The organism is Halovenus rubra (assembly GCF_026586665.1).
GTDB lineage: Archaea > Halobacteriota > Halobacteria > Halobacteriales > Haloarculaceae > Halovenus > Halovenus rubra.
The window spans coordinates 83,847-101,791 of sequence record NZ_JAODIY010000011.1; the positions used below are offsets into that span (position 1 = coordinate 83,847).

General features: G+C 53.5%; 14 protein-coding genes. All 14 read left to right on the forward strand.

Going from position 1 to position 17,945, the window contains the following annotated elements; all coding sequences use genetic code 11:
* Window positions 1–5: 5 nt before the first annotated feature.
* The 14 genes from N5098_RS11305 to N5098_RS11370 all read left to right on the forward strand — a co-directional run bounded on the left by N5098_RS11305 (window position 6) and on the right by N5098_RS11370 (window position 17,874).
* Complete coding sequence (locus N5098_RS11305) at window positions 6–2,198, forward strand: type II secretion system F family protein (protein ID WP_267637977.1); 2,193 nt, start codon at window positions 6–8, stop codon at window positions 2,196–2,198.
* A gap of 8 nt (window positions 2,199–2,206) precedes the next feature.
* Window positions 2,207–2,662, forward strand: coding sequence for a DUF7287 family protein (locus N5098_RS11310; RefSeq protein WP_267637978.1), 456 nt, complete (start codon window positions 2,207–2,209; stop codon window positions 2,660–2,662).
* A 2-nt stretch (window positions 2,663–2,664) separates the two neighbouring features.
* On the forward strand, window positions 2,665–3,288 hold the full coding sequence (locus N5098_RS11315) for a DUF7288 family protein (protein WP_267637979.1): 624 nt from the start codon (window positions 2,665–2,667) through the stop codon (window positions 3,286–3,288).
* A complete protein-coding gene (locus N5098_RS11320) occupies window positions 3,282–4,157 on the forward strand; it encodes a hypothetical protein (RefSeq protein ID WP_267637980.1) in 876 nt (291 codons plus the stop codon). The genes N5098_RS11315 and N5098_RS11320 overlap by 7 nt, the downstream gene beginning before the upstream one ends.
* The gene (locus N5098_RS11325) at window positions 4,157–4,621 is read left to right on the forward strand and encodes a DUF7266 family protein (protein ID WP_267637981.1); all 465 of its coding nucleotides are present in this window, start codon (window positions 4,157–4,159) and stop codon (window positions 4,619–4,621) included. The genes N5098_RS11320 and N5098_RS11325 overlap by 1 nt, the downstream gene beginning before the upstream one ends.
* Window positions 4,618–5,481 carry a DUF7289 family protein gene (locus tag N5098_RS11330; protein ID WP_267637982.1) on the forward strand — a complete coding sequence of 288 codons (864 nt, stop codon included), beginning with the start codon at window positions 4,618–4,620 and terminating at the stop codon, window positions 5,479–5,481. Before N5098_RS11325 ends, N5098_RS11330 begins: the two co-directional genes overlap by 4 nt.
* A 208-nt stretch (window positions 5,482–5,689) precedes the next feature.
* Entirely contained in the window at window positions 5,690–10,081 is a 4,392-nt protein-coding gene (locus N5098_RS11335; protein ID WP_267637983.1) for a DUF7289 family protein, read from the forward strand.
* A 59-nt stretch (window positions 10,082–10,140) separates the two neighbouring features.
* Window positions 10,141–11,178, forward strand: a complete 1,038-nt coding sequence (locus N5098_RS11340) for a tyrosine--tRNA ligase (protein WP_267637984.1) — start codon at window positions 10,141–10,143, stop codon at window positions 11,176–11,178.
* Between the two features lie 6 nt (window positions 11,179–11,184).
* Window positions 11,185–11,880 carry a class I SAM-dependent methyltransferase gene (locus N5098_RS11345; protein WP_267637985.1) on the forward strand — a complete coding sequence of 232 codons (696 nt, stop codon included), beginning with the start codon at window positions 11,185–11,187 and terminating at the stop codon, window positions 11,878–11,880.
* Between the two features lie 150 nt (window positions 11,881–12,030).
* Window positions 12,031–13,293, forward strand: a complete 1,263-nt coding sequence (locus tag N5098_RS11350) for an ABC transporter substrate-binding protein (RefSeq protein ID WP_267637986.1) — start codon at window positions 12,031–12,033, stop codon at window positions 13,291–13,293.
* A 1-nt stretch (window position 13,294) separates the two neighbouring features.
* Entirely contained in the window at window positions 13,295–14,113 is an 819-nt protein-coding gene (locus N5098_RS11355; RefSeq protein ID WP_267637987.1) for an ABC transporter ATP-binding protein, read from the forward strand.
* Window positions 14,114–14,947: an ABC transporter ATP-binding protein gene (locus N5098_RS11360; protein WP_267637988.1), complete on the forward strand. Its 834-nt coding sequence runs from the start codon at window positions 14,114–14,116 to the stop codon at window positions 14,945–14,947.
* Between the two features lies 1 nt (window position 14,948).
* Window positions 14,949–16,961, forward strand: coding sequence for an AMP-binding protein (locus tag N5098_RS11365; RefSeq protein WP_267637989.1), 2,013 nt, complete (start codon window positions 14,949–14,951; stop codon window positions 16,959–16,961).
* Window positions 16,954–17,874, forward strand: coding sequence for a branched-chain amino acid ABC transporter permease (locus N5098_RS11370; protein WP_267637990.1), 921 nt, complete (start codon window positions 16,954–16,956; stop codon window positions 17,872–17,874). Before N5098_RS11365 ends, N5098_RS11370 begins: the two co-directional genes overlap by 8 nt.
* Window positions 17,875–17,945: the final 71 nt, after the last annotated feature.

Genomic DNA, 17,945 nt, shown 5'->3' on the forward strand with positions numbered 1-17,945 from the left:
AAGAGATGAGTCTTGACAAACAGCGTGGTAGGCAGGTCAACGCTGGAGAAAGCTCGCTTGGCGGTGCGTTCTATCCGCTGTACCAGTGGCTGTTCGACGACGAGAGTGAGTTTGTCACGAGCGTCGAAGAAAAGCTGGCCCAGTCACGGATGTCCGACAACGTCGAGATGTTTCTCTCGCGGGCGCTTGCAGTCGGACTCATCGCCGGGCTCGGTCTGTGGGTTCTGGGGATGCTCATCGGCTGGCTATTCGTCCAAGTGCTTGTCGAGGGCGCACTTATTGGAATCCAACTACCCGAATCAGTGAGCTTTCTCCGGCTGCTCCGGACGCCGTTTATCGTGCTCTTTTCGGGTCTTCTCTTTGGCTCAATTGGCTTTGCCATTGGCTTCGGTTCAGTTGTCTCGATTCCGTACTTCCGTTCTGGCGGCCGCGAGCGTGAGATTAATACATTGATGCCTGACGGGATTGCGTTCATGTATGCGCTCTCGGTCGGAGGCATGAACCAGCTCGAAATCCTGAAAGCGATGGCAAAGGCTGACGACACTTACGGCGAGCTTTCCCGGGAGTTCCAGTCCATTGCACTGGAGACAGAGTATTTCGATACGGACTACCGGACAGCTGTCCGGAACCAAGCATTGACAACCCCGAGTGACGAGCTTGCACAGTTCCTGACTGATATGCTCTCTATTCTGGACTCGGGTGGAGATATGACCAATTTCCTCGAAGACCAGAAAGACAAACACCTCCGGACAGCAAAGCAAGAACAGCGTAAGTTGCTCGACACCCTCGAATTGTTCGGCGAAATGTACATGACGCTATCGTTGTTCCCGTTGTTGCTCATCATCATTCTGGTCATTATGAGCATGATGAATAGTGGCGACCAGACGACGTTGCTGTACGGAACCGTCTATGGGCTGATTCCGTTGATTGGCGTGGGCTTTCTCGTGATGGTCTCGACCGTTACCCACGACGAAGTCGGTGATGGCTACCTTCGACCTGACGCAGGCGAGGAGTTCACCGTTGACGAGGGGATTGGCGTGTTCAACCCGGGACTCGTCGAGGAATACACCGGCGAGCGGGACCTCTTTGACAAGATCAAACGGCAAGAAGGTACCCACGAGTTGATGGAGATTGTTACAGCCCCACACTTGTTCTTCCGGGACCACCCTACGCTGGTTTTGATTCTGACGCTGCCGCTAACACTGTTAGCCATGCTGGGTGCGCTGGCGAGCGGAAATATGCCACTTTCCATCGACGCGATGAAGGCTGATCCGGTAGTGGGAACGATAATGTGGGTGTACGTCCCACTGTACGTGAATTTATTGCCGCTTGCAATTTTTTACGAGTGGAACGTCCGTTCACGCAAAGCCATTCTGGACGACCTCTCGGAGAATCTGCGAAAGCTTGCGAGCGCAAACGACACCGGGATGACGCTGCTAGACTCGATTAAGGTCGTCTCTGAAACGTCTTCGGGCAAGCTATCACGGGAGTTCGAGACGATGCACTCAAAGGTGAACTACGGGACAAGCCTGAAAGATGCGATGCGGGAGTTCAATAATAAGTATCACGTTCCACGGCTGTCCCGCAGCATCAAACTCATCAGCGAGGCTCAAGAGGCATCCAGCCAAATCCATGATGTTCTTGCAACGGCAGCGACGGCCTCCGAAAACCAAGACGAAATCGAGCGCGAGCGCAAGGCACGGACGTTGATGCAGACAGTCATTATTATTATGACCTACCTCACACTGCTTGCTGTGATGGCACTGCTAAAAGTCCAGTTCTTGGAGACGATGGGTGGGCTGGCAAGCACCGGACAAGCAGCCGGAGAAAAAGGAGCCCAAGCAACTGGAGGGGGGGCTGGGGAGTTCGCTGGCGGCATTGATACCCAGTTCCTCTCGATGCTGTTCTTCCATGCAGTCACGCTGCAAGCGATTATTTCGTCGTTCATCGCAGGATACATCCGCAACGTCGAGTTGCTCTCAGGAGCCAAGTATGCAGTTGTTCTGTCGACAATTGCCCTCATTACGTGGATTATTGTCGAGCAGATAACCGGCGGTGGCGGAGAAGAGACAGCGGAGGCGTTGCTAGTGTTTGGAGTCGGGTCAGTCGGCTGGTCCGTCCGAGACCGAATTGAGTTGGCGTGGCGACAGCGAGATGAGCAGGAAACAAACACAGCCACAAACCACACGGGGAGGTGACTGTGGAAATGAGCGAACGTGCCCAGACGGTGAACGATTATCTGCTTGGAATTACAATTTTCCTCGTCTCAATAATCCTCGTTTTTGGGTACTTTCCAAATGTGTTTATGCCCTTTGAGGAGGAGGTTGGAAACGACGAATCGGTGATGGCCGAAAACATCGCTGCCGAACTTGTCGAGAACAGTTCGGTTGCCGAGGCAGAGCGAACAGTCGAGTTTGCCGCGCTCAATCGGAGCATGGACTCGCTTGCAAATGACGCCACACAAGTCGGCATTCCCGACTGGCTGCGCTGGAACGCCACAGTCCGCAACGGGACTGGGATGGTGGTAGAATCAGCTTCCGAGCGCCTGCAAAATGGGAGTGTCTGGCGGGATAAAACCGCAGCGACGACGATTCGGTTCGTCCGGATAGAACAACCTGGTGTGTGTGATGACGGCTGTCGACTAATTGTGAGGGTATGGTGACGATGGCAAAAGAACCAGACAGTACACAGACGCGAACGGATAGAGGACAGGCGTACTCGTTGGAAGGCGTTATTGGTGCGATTCTCATCGTCAGTGCGCTTGTACTCGGACTTCAGGCAGTCAGCGTCGCACCGTGGGCAGACAGCGGTTTCGAGCAGGGGACTGACATACGAGAGCAAATGGAGGACACGCTCGATATACTCGAAGACCAAGACGCGCTCCGGACCGGAGTACTTTGCCTAGGTGGTGAGAACGAAAGAACACCCCACGTTGGGGTAGTGTCAGCTGATCCAGCAGTGGACCCTTTCGGAACGGTACTGAACCAAACGGCAAGCACGACAACAGATTACAATATCTATGTTGATTACCCGTCGAACGGAAACGTTAATCGGACGCTACTGGGAACCCGCTCACAGCCAACTGGGTCAACCGTCACCGTGACGCGTGAGATTGCGCTTTTTGACTCCGACACGATGTTTGAATTTAATCCGAACACGCCTGCGTGTGTTGTGGATTCCCAGTACGACGACCTCGGAGATGTCCCGGACAGTGATATTTACCTCGAAAACCAGAATGAGGATACTGAACTCTACGCAGTCGTGCAAATCAGGGTGGTAGCATGGTAAACCAACGGGGGCAATTGATTCTGACTGCGGCGATTCTAGTCTCACTGACCATCGTCGCTTCCGCAATCCTGTTGAACGGCATCCATGCCTCTGCTGATGTAAACTCCTATCAGGAACGACAGGGCCTGTCGGAGACAGAGCGAAGCGTCGCGCAGGTACAGGAAAACTTGGAGACACTCTTTTTAGCAAACGGTTCACAGGAGAGTCTACCCTATGTCACCGACAAAAGCGCGTTCAAGTCGGCCATTCAAGAGTATCAAGAGCAGTATCTGAACCTATCAATCAAAGAGAGTTCAAGGTTTATGAATGTATCACTAGCTGGGGCAGATGATACTGGTGGCAATGCGATATGGCAAAATGAGACGAATACATTTCCATCAGGGCCTATCGTAAACGGAGCCCCAGAGAACTTGACAGCCATGTCATTCTCTTTTGTAGAAATTGACACGGAATTTACTATCGAGATCAAAGGCAGTGGATCGTTCCCGATAACGGTTCGGGATAACGAAGTCGAGATTGACGGAGAAGTCGTCTGTAACGGATACAGCGTAGATGCTGATAATCCAGTAGAGATAGAGCTAGCCCACGGGGAAGGGACAATCAGTGCAGACCAGCAGGTCTGTACAACAGTCTCGTTCGGTTCCGCATATCACAATACCAACAAGCACGTGACCTTCGATAATGTTGGCAATGATAAAGGAACATTCAGCATTGTGGCCGACGATGGAAACGTGCAGATGGCACAGGACCCCAGTAAGGACAGATACAAAAAAGAGAATGTTCTCATCAATCCGATAATTCATCTCACCATGCAAGACTCGCAGGTAACCTACGAAGGGAACAGTACGCTCTTTGGAGGAGGTTCGTAATGGTCGATAACAGGGCAGTCTCGATAGCCGTCGCACATGGATTGACACTTGCGATTACGACGATTCTCATTTCAGGGCTGCTCCTCGGGGCAGGCGATCTGCTTGAGGCACAGGAACAACGGGCTGCAAAGGCACAGTTCGACGAAATTGGAGGCGATCTTGTCGCACAGTTGAACACGCTCGACCGTCTCAATAGCACCGGCGACGAGGTCAACGTCACAGTCCAGCCAGAGTATCCCGAACAGGTCGCTAGTGGGAGGTGGAATCTTGAACTGCAAAGTGGCTCCGAGAGTTCCACATACACAACAGCGAGCGTCATACGAATCGAATCACCAAGCCATGACCGCACAATCGAGTATCCGCTCAGTAACAGTACCAGTATCAACTATGGCACGCCAGCAAACAGCTACAAGCCAGTTATCAGCCTCTGCAACGGCGAGATTACGTTTGGTGAGTGCTCATGAATCGACAACAGCCGCCGAATAACGGGAACGGAAAGCAAACCACAGAGCGTGGAGTCTCTGATGCGATTGGGTTTACCTTGATGTTCTCGATAATCATCGTCGGGGTTGGACTGATTTCGCTTGCAGGCGGGACCCAAATCACGGACTTGAGCGATGCCGAAGAGCTACACAGTGCAGAACGCGGGATGCAATCGACGGCAGCGACTCTTCAGCCAATGGCGACGAACGGTGACCTACAGCGGAGTTTCAGCCTTGCATTCTCTAACAGTAACATCTGGATGAACCAGAGTACACTAAACATAACGGCGGCTGATAACTCGGTGAACTATCCAGCGTTGGATATCAGTTCGTTCGAACAACGGTTTGACCGGTCAAATGGAGATATAACCATCCGCTACGAGGGTGGTGGTGTCTTCCGAGACAACGCAATTCCTGCGTATGACCCGATGTTTACGTGTCGAGAGGGCCCGGGGGGAACGAACACCGCGATTGTGACAGTAGTAAATCTCACGCTGGCAGAGCGAGATGGACTCTATATTTCTCAGGGATATAACCCGAACGTTCGGTTCAATGAGTTTGCTGGAACAGATGAAGCACCAGTGTCAAATACCGATAAAACATTGAATTTCGACGCAACACTGGTCAGTACAGAAGCAAACCGCTCGGAGAGCGATACCGAACTCTATGTGAACACCAGTCAGACCGCTGGTCCTGACCAGTGGGATATCTACTTCGAAAATAAAGAAAGCTGGGAGTCAAAAACGAACCCAGAGCACGTTCACAAGTGTGATGTTGACCAGACTCTTATCAGGGTAGTGACTATCGAAGTGGAGATTATCGAGCCGCGGTTCTCAAACTGACGATCGCAGTGTAGAACCGAAGAGTTTGTGGCTGCAGATATCGCATCTGAAAATAGTTGGTACAGGCCGGCAATTAGCGGTACCATAGATAATACTGGCATTAAGAATTTGCATTTTATCGCAGTAATGTGGTCCAAACGGCCAGAGCCTAGAGCAATTTGAAGACTCAATAGTATTAAATAGTTGAAGAACGCTAATTTCAGTAAGAATGGATATTCGCCACATCATTGATGATGAACGTGGTGTATCAGAAGTATACGGGGCATTCCTTATCATTTCGATTGTGGTGGTAATGGGTGTTCTTATAGTGGGATTAGGATTTCTCGCGTTCAATGATAGTACCGATAACGTAGACGATGACTTGGTCAAGCAGTCGATGCAGGAGTTCGATAGCCGTGTAAACGAATTGAGTGAAGCTGATGTAAGTGAAACCGTGACGATGGAGTTCCCGGAGGGAGCCGCGGATAAAATCGATGCACAACCAGACCATGGGACAGTCAATATCTCAATCAAGACGGGCGATATGTATTGGGATATCACCAACCCCAACGGTACGCTTCTCGATAATGCGAGTAGCCAGCAGAATACGACCGAAATTACGCTGGGAAGTCTTGTCTACGAGAACAAAGATGGGCAGATGACCGCGTTTCAGGGCGGTGCAGTCTGGCAAAAAGAGGGAGACAGCGTAACGATGGTCTCACCACCTGACCTCCATGTCAGCGACGGAACCGTTGACTTCTCGTTTGTCAATATTTCGGCAATTGATTTAGTACAGGAAGGACAAGAGGTTGCGCTAAAGAAAGACCCCAAAGCGTCAGCTGTCCGGTCAGAGTCAGTGATGCAAATCGTTGAGCAACAACTCTTGAGCCATTACCCCGATGGCCGGAACGTCGCAAACGCGACCATTTCGATGAACATCACCAGCAAGTTTGCCGAAGGGTGGAAGCAGTACGCAGATTCGAATCTTGAAGTCGCGGGTACAGAACTCCACGATGCAAGTGAGGTTGCTGGAGACCTTGATAAAGTGGAAATTACGATTGGAACGTACGGTGATGGGCTTGCAAACGTCGACGGTAATCGTACGTACGATACGAACGTCACCTACAGCGGTTACACTGAGTTTGCACAGGACCTCTACGATAACGGTACTGCTCACACCAGTTCGTCGTGGAACGCTAACATCACAAATAGTACAGCAAAGACGTTCAACGTCACAAAACCGGGATGGAATACCAACGAGTATACCGTCGGAGTGTTGCACAACAACGAGAGCCGCGGAAATGGGCCGGAGTGGTGGGCCTGGAACGGGTCACATTGGCGAAATGTCGAGGACCCACACGCAGCGCCGCTAGATTTACCCGATTTCTCTGCAGTAAACAGGGCACCGACAGGGAGCGGAAACGAATTTGAGTTCAATTCCTCAGAGACGTGGAGTTGTGTCGCCGCCACTGCAGATAAACACGACCCCGACGATTTCAGGGAGTTCATTCCAAACGAAACAGAGTACAAGAGCACGTCAGTCTCGAACGGTTGTCTTGCTGGACCTGCTGGAATCAACATTACGAAAAACGACGGCTGGAAAGATTATGTTGGAGATTTCAAGACAGATTTCAACATCACAGGGTTCGACGTAACTGTCAAAGATAAAAACGGGAACAAACTGTCAACCTTTGACCCGAAAAACGACTATCTCCAACCCGGGTACACGCTCAACATGACCGTGGAGGGCAAAAACGAGGGGTACCGTAACGCGACTAGCAACGAAATACCGCTTGGTGTCCTCTATGGCCAGAATTCAACCAGTAAAGCAAAGATAGCCGAGGACCCCCGGATAATCAACGGAACTCGGTTGGGGACGAACATGGGAGAGACATTCTCGCGAAGCTACACCTTCGATGTAAACGACGCAAACGACCAGTACTTCCTCGGCGTCGGCGCTGGCACGCCACACGATGCTGCTGGCTTTGCAGACAACTACACGGTTGAAGTAGTCACAAAAAGCAATTTCAACGTCACGATTACAGATAACAAGGTCGGTGGCTCAAACACTATCGAAGGAGATTCTGTCTCCGTTGGTCTCAATGTGACCAACGTGGGGCCAATTAAGGACAACCAGACGGTGTTCATCTGGGGAGAAAAAGAAAACCAAAAGGTGCTCACAACGTCGGAATTCTCGTTGAATCCTGGACAATCTAATACTACATCATTGACTTGGAAAACCGAGGTGGGCCGGGAAGCGAGCTGGACGAAAATAACTGCAAGTGCGCCATTATCGAAAGATTCGGTGAACAACGACACTGTCCCGCTTGACGTACAAAAGCCGCCAAATGGGCCCAAGTTCGACGTGACAATACTCGGGACGAACGCGACTGCGCCGACGCGGAGCGTAACGGAGGGAGAACAACTCACAGTCGATATCAAGGTCAAGAACACAGGTGATGCGCCGGGGAAGCCTACAGCAGTGCTGTATAACTCGACTGCCGGAGCGGACAAGCCCGTAGACGGCGTGGAAGCTCCCAAAATCGCGGATGGAAATACCTGGAGTACAACGCTCACGTGGTATACATTTGTCAACGACTCATCAGGAGACACGCACGTAAAAGTTGAAGTCGGCAGCGACACTGCCCAAAAGAATGTCACCATCGAACCACGGGAGCCAACTCGTAAACCAGCGGACGTGGTGTTCGCTATCGACGAAACTGGATCGATGGGAGAACCGGGAGGGTATCAGGACGACGTGGTATTCTATAATCCACCAACGCCAGTCAAAAAGGTCGTTCCAGATGACGAGATGTGGAAGGTTGAGGTTTATGAAAAGCCGTGTAATGGTAATGGTAATTGTCCCTACAACAAAGTCAACACAGACAAGTTCTTTGTCACCGGGCAAGTTGTCAATCTCACCGAGTACAACGTAGCCGACAGCAGCCGCGCGGTGCAAGTTATCAAATACGGCTACCCGGACGATTGGGACGATCAGGACAAAGACATCGAACGGATTCCGGCAATGTGGACCGCAATAGAGGCGATGAACACCTCGCTGGATCGGGGCGCAGCCCTGCAGTTCGATACCGAACAGTCGTTCCACCACAGCCTGACTTCGGACCTGACAGCACTGAACGAATCGCTCAGAGTCGACCCAGAAGGTGGTACGAATATTGGTGGCGGGTTGGGTGCCGCAATGACCGAACTCGTCGATGAAACAGCCCTTGACGTTGGAAACCCGGACCAGGATAGAGCGCAGGTCGTCATTCTGCTCACCGACGGACAGCACAACGATGGGACGAACCCGGTGTCGGTCGCAGAGGAAACGAATGTGACGAACGGCGATGATCCACTCGACCTGTCGGTATACACCGTCGGTTTCGGAAACGCCAACGAGGGACAGCTCAAGCAAGTTTCCAACATCGCTGGCAACGGCCAAGGCAACTTCACCTGGGCAGATAATCCAGAAGATATCGCAGGTATCTTCGAGGGACTCATCAAAGACGTCACCTCCGAACGCCCCAAAATCAAAATCACAGACATGACTCCCCTCGGCGGGAGCACAATCAAAGAAGGTGACTCGCTCACAGTCGAGGTAGAGGTCAAAAACGTCGGAAGCGGGACGGGAAAAGTTCCGATCATGCTCCGTGAGCAACTCACTACCACCGGCATCGGCATCCCAGTCAACGCGACGAGCGTCGATATCGCTCCAGGGAGTACAGAGACATTCAATCTGTCGTGGGATACCACCGGGGCAGTTGACCCCGGAAATAATGTGACCGACGGTATCGTCGTCGAATCACCGCAGAATGAAGATGGAACAACAATAACCGTCGAGAACCCCCTAGCGAGTTTCGTCGTCAACGACGTTGTGACAAACGCCGACGACGGCACAAATTCGATTACATCCGGTGAGGACCTTGTCGTCGATGTCAACGTCACCAATGCCGGCTCAAAGACAGAGAAACAGGACCTGATATTCAAACGGAACGATACGAATATAGGGAGTCCACTACCGATTACGACCAACAAAACGAAAACGTTCATCCCTGGCGAGACTTCCTGGGTTAATGGGACAGTCATTTCGTCGGCCGAGATAGTGGCAAACACCACGAAGCTCGTCGTCGAAACCGAGGACGGCAGCGTCGAAAAACAGGCCGTTAACATCACAACGAATACTGCCACAAACGTTACGGTGAGTATCGACCCGAACAATATTCCGCCAACTGATAGTTCACAGGCGGTCGACGCCGGCAAAACTGTCACTGTACCGGTCAATATAACGAACACCGCCAGCACCTCAATTACGGACAATCTCGTGGTTAGCCTCTACAAACAACTCGATGTTGCTGGCAGCCCGGAATCGCTGGCAAACATTACGACGGTGACACAAAATATCGGAGCTGGAAATAGCATCTTTGTGGATGTCGAGTGGGATACGACTGGCAATGGCTGGGAGGACGACCCGTGGGTGCTCACTGCTGAAGTCGAGACCGAGGCAGACACGGTCGATGTCTGGGTCAACGAAGCGGATGGACCCCCACTTAGTGGTCCTCAGTTCGGGAACGGTGGTTCGGGAATTAGCTTTGGAATCGAGGACATCGAGGTCGCTGACTGAAGGCTGTACGTCCCGGTCGGTTTCAAATCATTTATTCAAGACAACGTGGAAGCGACTGTATGGACACAGCCGAGCGTCTGGACCTCGTTACACAGTACGCCGAAGAGGTAATCGAGGAGGATGAGTTACGGGAACTGCTCGAGGCCGAAGACGACCCATCAGTGTACATCGGATACGCACCCACGGGCGAGATGCACATCGGCCACTTCACGACGATTCGGAAACTGGCCGACTTTCTACAGGCCGACCTCGACGTGACCGTTCTCGTCGCAGACCTCCATGCACATCTCGATGATGAGAAAAGCCCCTTCGATTTGCTCGACGCACGAACCGAGTACTACCAAGAAGCAATCGAAGGGATGGTCGAGGCCGCGGGAGCCAACCCCGACGATATCTCGTTCGTCCGTGGCATGGACTATCAGCTTGATGAAGAGTACTCGCTTGAACTGTATCGCATGGCGGCGGAGACGACACTCGCTCGTTCACAGCGCGCGGCCAGTGAAGTCGTCCGGGAAAGTGAGAGTCCAAACCTCGGCGGCGTCATCTACCCACTTATGCAGTCACTCGACGTGAAATCACTGGATGCCGATATCGCCTATGGAGGTATCGACCAGCGTGGTATCTACATGCTCAGCCGCGAGATGCTCCCAGAACATGGTCATGATAAGCCAGTCTGTCTGTTTGCCCCGCTGCTGGCCGGCCTGACTGGTGACAAAATGAGTTCTTCGAAAGACGCCTCAAAGGTAAACCTCACCGACGACCCCGATACTGTCGAGTCGAAAATTGACGACGCGTACTGTCCGATGGGTGAAGTTGAGGACAACGGTGTTCTTGAGTACGTCCGTTATCTTGTGTTTCCGGTGCTCGACGAGTGGGACGACTCGTTTGTCGTCGAGCGCCCAGAACAGTACGGCGGCGACCTCGTTTATGAGCGCTATGAAGAGCTCGAAGCCGATTTCGAAAGCGAGGAACTCCACCCGGCAGACCTCAAAAGCGCGACTGGAAGCTATATCTCCGAGGTTATCGACCCAGTTCGCAAGCGTTTGACCAGCCAATCCGACCTACTCGCCAAAGCCTACCCCGAAAGCCACGAGTAGGAGACAATGAAAGACGACCAGCAACAAGACACGATAGACGACCACCGCCAGCCAGCCCGTCTCCGTGCAGTCTACGACGATATCGCAGCCCACTTTTCAGAGACGCGTGCGTATCCCTGGCCAGAGGTCGAAACGTTTCTCGACTCAGTTTCGGGCGGAGCGGTCGGGCTTGACCTTGGCTGTGGAAACGGGCGGCATACAGAACTGCTCGATACCGTCGTCAAGCGGGCTGTTGGGTGCGATGTGAGCCGTGGACTCCTTCACGAAGCGATGACGAAAATGACTGAGAACAACTGGGAAGGCCAACTGCTTCACGGCAACGCCGCTACGCTGCCACTCGACGCGGACACAGTCGACGTGGGAGTGTACGTGGCGACGCTACATCACCTTCCTGACAAGGAGACACGAGTTGAAAGCTTACGGGAACTCTCCCGAGTTCTCTCGGCCAGTGGGCGTGCACTCGTGAGTGCATGGAGCACTGCACACGACCGGTTCAATGCTGACGCTGATGCCAAGACAGGGTTCGAAACTACCGTCGACTGGACGCTTCCCGGCGGTGAGACGGTGCCACGCTTCTATTATATTTACACACCGACAGAGTTCGAACGTGATCTCGAAGCGAGCGGTCTGGCAGTCGACGATTCGTTTGTTTCAAGTGGGAACTGCTACGCGACGGTACGAGCCACCGCTAATCGACAGTAGCGACGGCTGTTGTCTCTTTCGTGACTCAGAGCGAAGCTGTTAAAACAGCAATTTGGATATATTTTGTGAATATTTTATAAAAATTCGAGATAGTGGAAGGGCTGGGACCGAATAATATAAATAACACTCATTAGATAGTTGGAGTAGACCATGAGAAATGGTGACAAAACACTTGGGAGAGATTCGCAGAGCCGACGGCAGTTTCTCACTCGTGGATTGAGTGTAGCATCTGCAGGCGCAATGCTTGGCTTTGCAGGCTGTATCGGCGGAGACAGTGGTGACAGCGATGGGGTCCAGGTTGGCGGGATTCACGATTTGAGTGGCGCAACTTCGGACGTGGGCCAGCCGACCGGACGCGGGACAAGGGATGCTCTCAAATGGGTAAACCAAAACGAGGACCTCAGTTTCGATATCAACCATGACTGGGTCGACTACGCCTATGAGGTTCCACAGGCTCAAAACCAGTACGACAGCCTGACGTCGGGCGATAATCCACCGGTTATTATCGGCTGGGGAACAGCAGACACCGAAGCGCTGGCTCCGGACGTTGCCAACGACGAAATCGTCTACATTTCAGCGTCGTATTCGGACAAACTGCTGGCCGAGGATACACAGTACAACTTCTTTATCAATCTCGACTATACGAGTCAGGGCCGCGCTCACGCCAAATGGATTGCAGACAACGACCCTGACGCCAAAGTCGCGATGATTCACAACACCACGCCGTTCGGGAAGTCGCCTGTCGATGGGACAGAGTCCTACGCTGAGGAGCTTGGGCTTGATGTCGGCGATAACATCACGCTCGAACTCGCGGCGAATACAGCCGACACGCAGGTCGAACGAGCGATGGACAATGATATCGACTATCTCATTCATCAGAACACGGCCGCCCCGATGCAGGTGTTGTTGAGTTCAGTCAGCGACCTCGAAGCAGACCTGACAGTCATGGGCCTAACCTGGACTGTTGATGAGTTCCGGGCAACATCAGCCGCGGACGCATTCGAGGGCGTCCGATACGTCAACACCAACAAGACATGGGGCCAAGTCGAGGAAGCAGCCCCTGATGGCTGGCAAATCATCCAGGATTCCTTCGAACGGGAAGGTCACGATATGAGCAATCCCGAGATTGCGAATGTCAACTATGTTCGGGGCGTTGCCCACGCACTGTTGGCCGTCGAAGCAATCAAACGAGTCGACGATGACGGTGGAGATATCCGGTCAGGCGCTGCAGTCCGCGAGAAACTCCTCGAACTGGACGATTTCGATGCCCGAGGACTCCTGCCAGTTACGCTGGACTACCAAGAAGGCGACCGCCGAGCGACAATGTTCGGTCAGACATACGAAGTTAGCGACGGCAACATGGTTCCCGATCAAAACATAGAGCTGGACCGCCGCGAGGAGTGGTTGCCATAATATGAGTTCGGCACAAGAGGAAGAGCCACCGGTCATCGAGTTGGATAACGCCGAAATCGTCTATGACCGGAACTTTCTGGCGGTCCAAGGTGTCTCGATGGAAGCAGAGCGGGGCGATATCGTCGCATTACTCGGCCCAAACGGCGCAGGCAAGTCGACAATCCTGAAAATGATTTCAGGTATCGGGCGCAGCGAGCGCGGCGAAGTCACTCGCGGCTCAGTCTACTACGAAGGCGAGGGAGTGACAAACGCCGATACCAACGAGATGGTTGACCGAAACGTCACTCACATCCTTGAAGGGCGGCGTGTCTTTGAGGACCTGACTGTCGAAGAAAACCTCCGCTGTGGCCTCTATCGAGGCGGCCGGCGGGTCCGCTATAGCAAGTCAGATTATGACATCGCCTTCGAGTACTTTCCGCAACTAGAGGAACTGCTCGACACCGAAGCGGGCTACTGCAGCGGCGGTGAACAACAAATGCTCGTCATCGCGCGGGCACTCATTCATCGCCCAAACCTGCTGTTGCTCGATGAGCCATCACTGGGACTGGCTCCGAAGTTGGTCGTGGATATCTACGATACGCTTCGAGAGATAAACCGTGAGGAGAATATCACGATGATTATCGCCGACCAGAACGCCAAGGAGACGCTGGAAATCGCCGACTACGGCTATGTTCTCGAAAACGGGCAGGTCGAACTACACGACCCGGCAGGGGTCTTGATGGACCGCGAGGAAATCAAGGAGTTCTATCTTGGCACGAGTTCCGAAGAAAGTCGGTACTCGGAGATTCGGCACTACAAAATCCGCAAGAGGTGGAAATAGATGAGCGGACAACACGCTCCACCACCCGAAACGGGACTCCGAACTGGGCCGCCAATCGACCCGTCTGTGGCTGCACTTGGTTGTCAGAGCGTAACGAAGACGTTTGGCGCAATCACAGCAGTTGACGATGTCTCGATTGGCATCGACCAAGGTGAATGGGTATCGATTGTCGGCCCAAACGGGGCCGGCAAGACGACGTTACTCAACGTCTTGAACGGGTTCTACGACCCTGATACGGGTGGCAACATCTATCTCAGTGGTGAAGATGTGACAACCGAACCCTCGTATAAGCGCGCCCGGAAGGGCTTGGGTCGGACATTTCAGGGACTGGAGCTGTTCGAAGACGAAGACGTTCTCGAAAACATCATGACGACAAGAGCGGTCAAGCAGCGACCGAACCTGCTGTCCGCACTGTTGTTTTATGTCGGCGGTGGACGGCGGACCGAGGCCGAGAACATGCGCCGTGTCGAGGAGATTCTGGATTATCTGGAGCTGTGGGAATATCGTCACAGCACCATCGGGAGCCTCCCGCTTGGTATCCAACGCCGAGTCGACCTCGCGCGGTCGCTCGCACTGGAGCCAGATGTCCTGTTGCTTGATGAGGCGATGAGCGGACTAACCTTCGACGAGAAGTACGATATGGTCCGGTTTCTCGCCGACCTCCACGAGAAAGAGGGGCTAACGCTCGTCATGATTGAACACGACCTCGAAGTCGTCACGGATGTCTCCCAGCGGATGATCGTCCTCGACCAAGGAGCGATTATCGCTCGGGGCGAACCCGACAGTGTGGTCGACGACCCCGAGGTCCAGCGTATCTACACGGGGGTAGAATAAGATGGCAACAGAGATCTCAATTGACCAGATTGTGAGCGCACCGGATGGAGACACCGAAATTATCGACGATACCACGCTCCCTGAAATCATGCTCAACCACGTACAAGAACACGGGGATGAGGTGGCACTCCGGTGGAAGCGGTACGGCATTTGGGAGGAGTACGACTGGAACGAATACTACGAGCGCGTCAAGCACATCACGCTTGGACTGGAGACACTCGGGTTCGAGTCCGACGACATCCTCTTTACCATCGGCTACAACCGTCCCCATCAACTGTGGGCATGGCTGGCCGCACAGACGATGGGTGGGATGGCGGCTCCGAACTACGAGGATACCCTGCCCGAAGGTATTGGCGACCAACTTGAGCTGTTGTCGCCGAAAGTCGCCTACGCAGAGGACCAAGAGATGGTCGACAAGCTACTCCAGGTTGCCGACCGTGCACCCTCACTCGAAGCAATCGTTTACCGTGACGAGAAGGGGATGTTCCGCTACGACGACACGGTCGTTCCGGTTATGAGCTACGAGGAAATCGAAGACCGTGGTCGGGAGCGAGCAGGCAAGGAAGTAACCGACACCGAGTTCGAGGAGCGTATCCGATCGCTCGACCCCCAGTCGCCAGCGATGTTGCCCCCGACCTCGGGGACAACCGGGATGCCAAAGCGAGTGAAGCTCTCGCACTTTAATTTCGTCAATCTGGCGAACGCGGCAATCGAAATCGACCCGCTACCCGAAGGTTCAGATTATTTCTCGTATCTTCCGATGGCCTGGATTGGCGAGCAGATGATATTGATGGCCGCTGCCTTCCTTGGCGGCTGGACTGCCAACTTCCCAGAAGAACCTGAAACAGAGAGCGAGGACCTCCGGGAAATCGGTCCAGAAATCATCTTCTCGTCGCCGGGTGCCTACGAAGGCTGGGTGGCTGATATTAAGGCCCAAATAGAGAACACCACCTGGCTGAAACGGAAAGTCTACGAGACGGCAATGAACATCGGCGAACAGTACGCCGAGTACGTAAGCGGTGACAAACGCGACGAGGAACCCTCGTCGTGGCTCAAGTTCAAACACTGGGCCTCGTACTGGGTTGCGTATCGCCCGATTCTCGACAAAATCGGCCTCAAGCGGGCAAAGAACGTCTACACGGGCGGTGGTCCTCTCGGCGAGGACCACTTCCAGTACTACCACGCACTGGGTGTCCCCCTCAAACAGATATGGGGACAAAGCGAAGTCTGTGGGTTCGTGACGATGCACCGTGACAACGATATCCAGGTCGACACCGTCGGCGAGGTGTTCCCAAACGTCGAAGTCGGTATTACGCCGGGCGGGGAGTTGCTCGTCAGAGGACCAGTCGTCACCTCGGGTTACTACAATCAGCCCGAAAAGACAGAGGAAGCTCTCGAAGGCGAGTGGCTCCATACCGATGACTTCGGCGCAATCACCGACGATGGCCACATCAAAGTGTTCGACCGGATGGACGACGTGCTTGAACTAAACGACGGGTCAGCTGTTGCTCCAATCAGCGTCGAGACAAAGCTCAAATTCAACCCCTACATCAAGGAGGCACTAGTCGTTGGTGACAAGCGAGAGTCACTGGCGACAGTGCTCAATATCCGTTTCGACAACGTTTCAGAGTGGGCCGACCAGCGAGACATCCAGTACGCCGGCTATCGCGACCTGACACAGAAAGAGCCAGTGCTTGACCTGCTCAAAGGGGTCATCGAAGAGACCAACGAGAAACTGGACGAGCACAAAATCGAACGGTTTGTCATCCTGTTCAAGGAGTTCGACGCCGACGACGGAGAAATGACACGAACCGGAAAAATTCGGCGAGAAATCGTCACGAACCGGTACCAAGAGATTATCGACGGCATGTACGCCGGACAGGAGACAGTCGAGATGGATGTAACAATCACCTACCAAGACGGGCGAGAGTCGGTCGAGCATGGCGAAATGACGGTCGTTGACGTCCCGATAGCTACAGAGGCAATCGCCGACGGAGGTGGTGTCGATGGTTGATGTAGGTGCGCTGTTCAGCGTGCTGGTTACCGGTATCGGTGTCGGAGCGCTGTACTCTCTTATCGCGATTGGGTTCTCGCTTATCTACAAGATTACCGGCGTGTTGAACTTCGCTCAGGGCCAATTTGCTCTGCTCGGCGCGTTTCTCGTTGTAACACTGTCGACCTCGCTGCCGCTCTGGATGTTCGACGTGCAGGTTCCAGTGGTTGCGGCGCTGATACTGACAGTGCTCATCGGTGCAGCTCTTGGCCTGTTGCTCGAACGGTTCGTCTTCCGGTATTTCATCGGCGAACCGGTGCTGTCGGTCATCATCGTCACACTAGCATTTCTCAGCATCATCGACGGCGGTGTGCGGTTTTTCATCAGCTCGCAGTACCGAGCGTATCCTGATGCACTCCAGCCGGACTGGAGTGTATCGCTACCGTTCGATACAGCGGTGCAGGCACCGTTTGTTCTTGGTGTCGTGCTAGCGCTTTTAACGGTGGCCGGGCTGATGGCGTTCTTCCGATACACCGTCATGGGCTCAATTCTGCGGGCAAGCGCAAGCGACCAGCAGGCAGCGATGGTGCTTGGCGTCTCCATCGAGCGAACGATTGTCGTCGCGTGGGCGTTGTCGATTGCAATCACGTCTATCGGCGGCATTCTGCTCGCGATGTCTTCTGGTGGTGCCGGATTTACCATCGGAGACGTGACTATTCTCGTCTTTGCGGCCGTCGTCTTTGGCGGTCTCGATAGCATTCCAGGAGCGTTCATCGGCGGCCTCGTCGTCGGTGTCCTCCGACAGTTTGGCGTGTATCTTGAAGAGTTCCTGATGCCAGGGCTGGATTCTGTGTTGCCGATGGTGTTCCTGCTCGTGGTCATCATGGTGATGCCCTACGGACTGTTCGGAACTGAACGAATCGAGAGGTTGTAATCATGAAGGAACGATATCGCTCATGGACGAATCAGGAATCAACTGTCGCTGTCCCAACAGGAGGTGTGTGT

What these genes read in the sequence shown, in the direction of transcription:
- N5098_RS11305 (WP_267637977.1), top strand. Translation starts at nt 6, where the DNA reads ATGAGTCTTGACAAACAGCGTGGTAGGCAGGTCAACGCTGGAGAAAGC.
- N5098_RS11310 (WP_267637978.1), top strand. Translation starts at nt 2,207, where the DNA reads ATGAGCGAACGTGCCCAGACGGTGAACGATTATCTGCTTGGAATTACA.
- N5098_RS11315 (WP_267637979.1), top strand. Translation starts at nt 2,665, where the DNA reads ATGGCAAAAGAACCAGACAGTACACAGACGCGAACGGATAGAGGACAG.
- N5098_RS11320 (WP_267637980.1), top strand. Translation starts at nt 3,282, where the DNA reads ATGGTAAACCAACGGGGGCAATTGATTCTGACTGCGGCGATTCTAGTC.
- N5098_RS11325 (WP_267637981.1), top strand. Translation starts at nt 4,157, where the DNA reads ATGGTCGATAACAGGGCAGTCTCGATAGCCGTCGCACATGGATTGACA.
- N5098_RS11330 (WP_267637982.1), top strand. Translation starts at nt 4,618, where the DNA reads ATGAATCGACAACAGCCGCCGAATAACGGGAACGGAAAGCAAACCACA.
- N5098_RS11335 (WP_267637983.1), top strand. Translation starts at nt 5,690, where the DNA reads ATGGATATTCGCCACATCATTGATGATGAACGTGGTGTATCAGAAGTA.
- N5098_RS11340 (WP_267637984.1), top strand. Translation starts at nt 10,141, where the DNA reads ATGGACACAGCCGAGCGTCTGGACCTCGTTACACAGTACGCCGAAGAG.
- N5098_RS11345 (WP_267637985.1), top strand. Translation starts at nt 11,185, where the DNA reads ATGAAAGACGACCAGCAACAAGACACGATAGACGACCACCGCCAGCCA.
- N5098_RS11350 (WP_267637986.1), top strand. Translation starts at nt 12,031, where the DNA reads ATGAGAAATGGTGACAAAACACTTGGGAGAGATTCGCAGAGCCGACGG.
- N5098_RS11355 (WP_267637987.1), top strand. Translation starts at nt 13,295, where the DNA reads ATGAGTTCGGCACAAGAGGAAGAGCCACCGGTCATCGAGTTGGATAAC.
- N5098_RS11360 (WP_267637988.1), top strand. Translation starts at nt 14,114, where the DNA reads ATGAGCGGACAACACGCTCCACCACCCGAAACGGGACTCCGAACTGGG.
- N5098_RS11365 (WP_267637989.1), top strand. Translation starts at nt 14,949, where the DNA reads ATGGCAACAGAGATCTCAATTGACCAGATTGTGAGCGCACCGGATGGA.
- N5098_RS11370 (WP_267637990.1), top strand. Translation starts at nt 16,954, where the DNA reads ATGGTTGATGTAGGTGCGCTGTTCAGCGTGCTGGTTACCGGTATCGGT.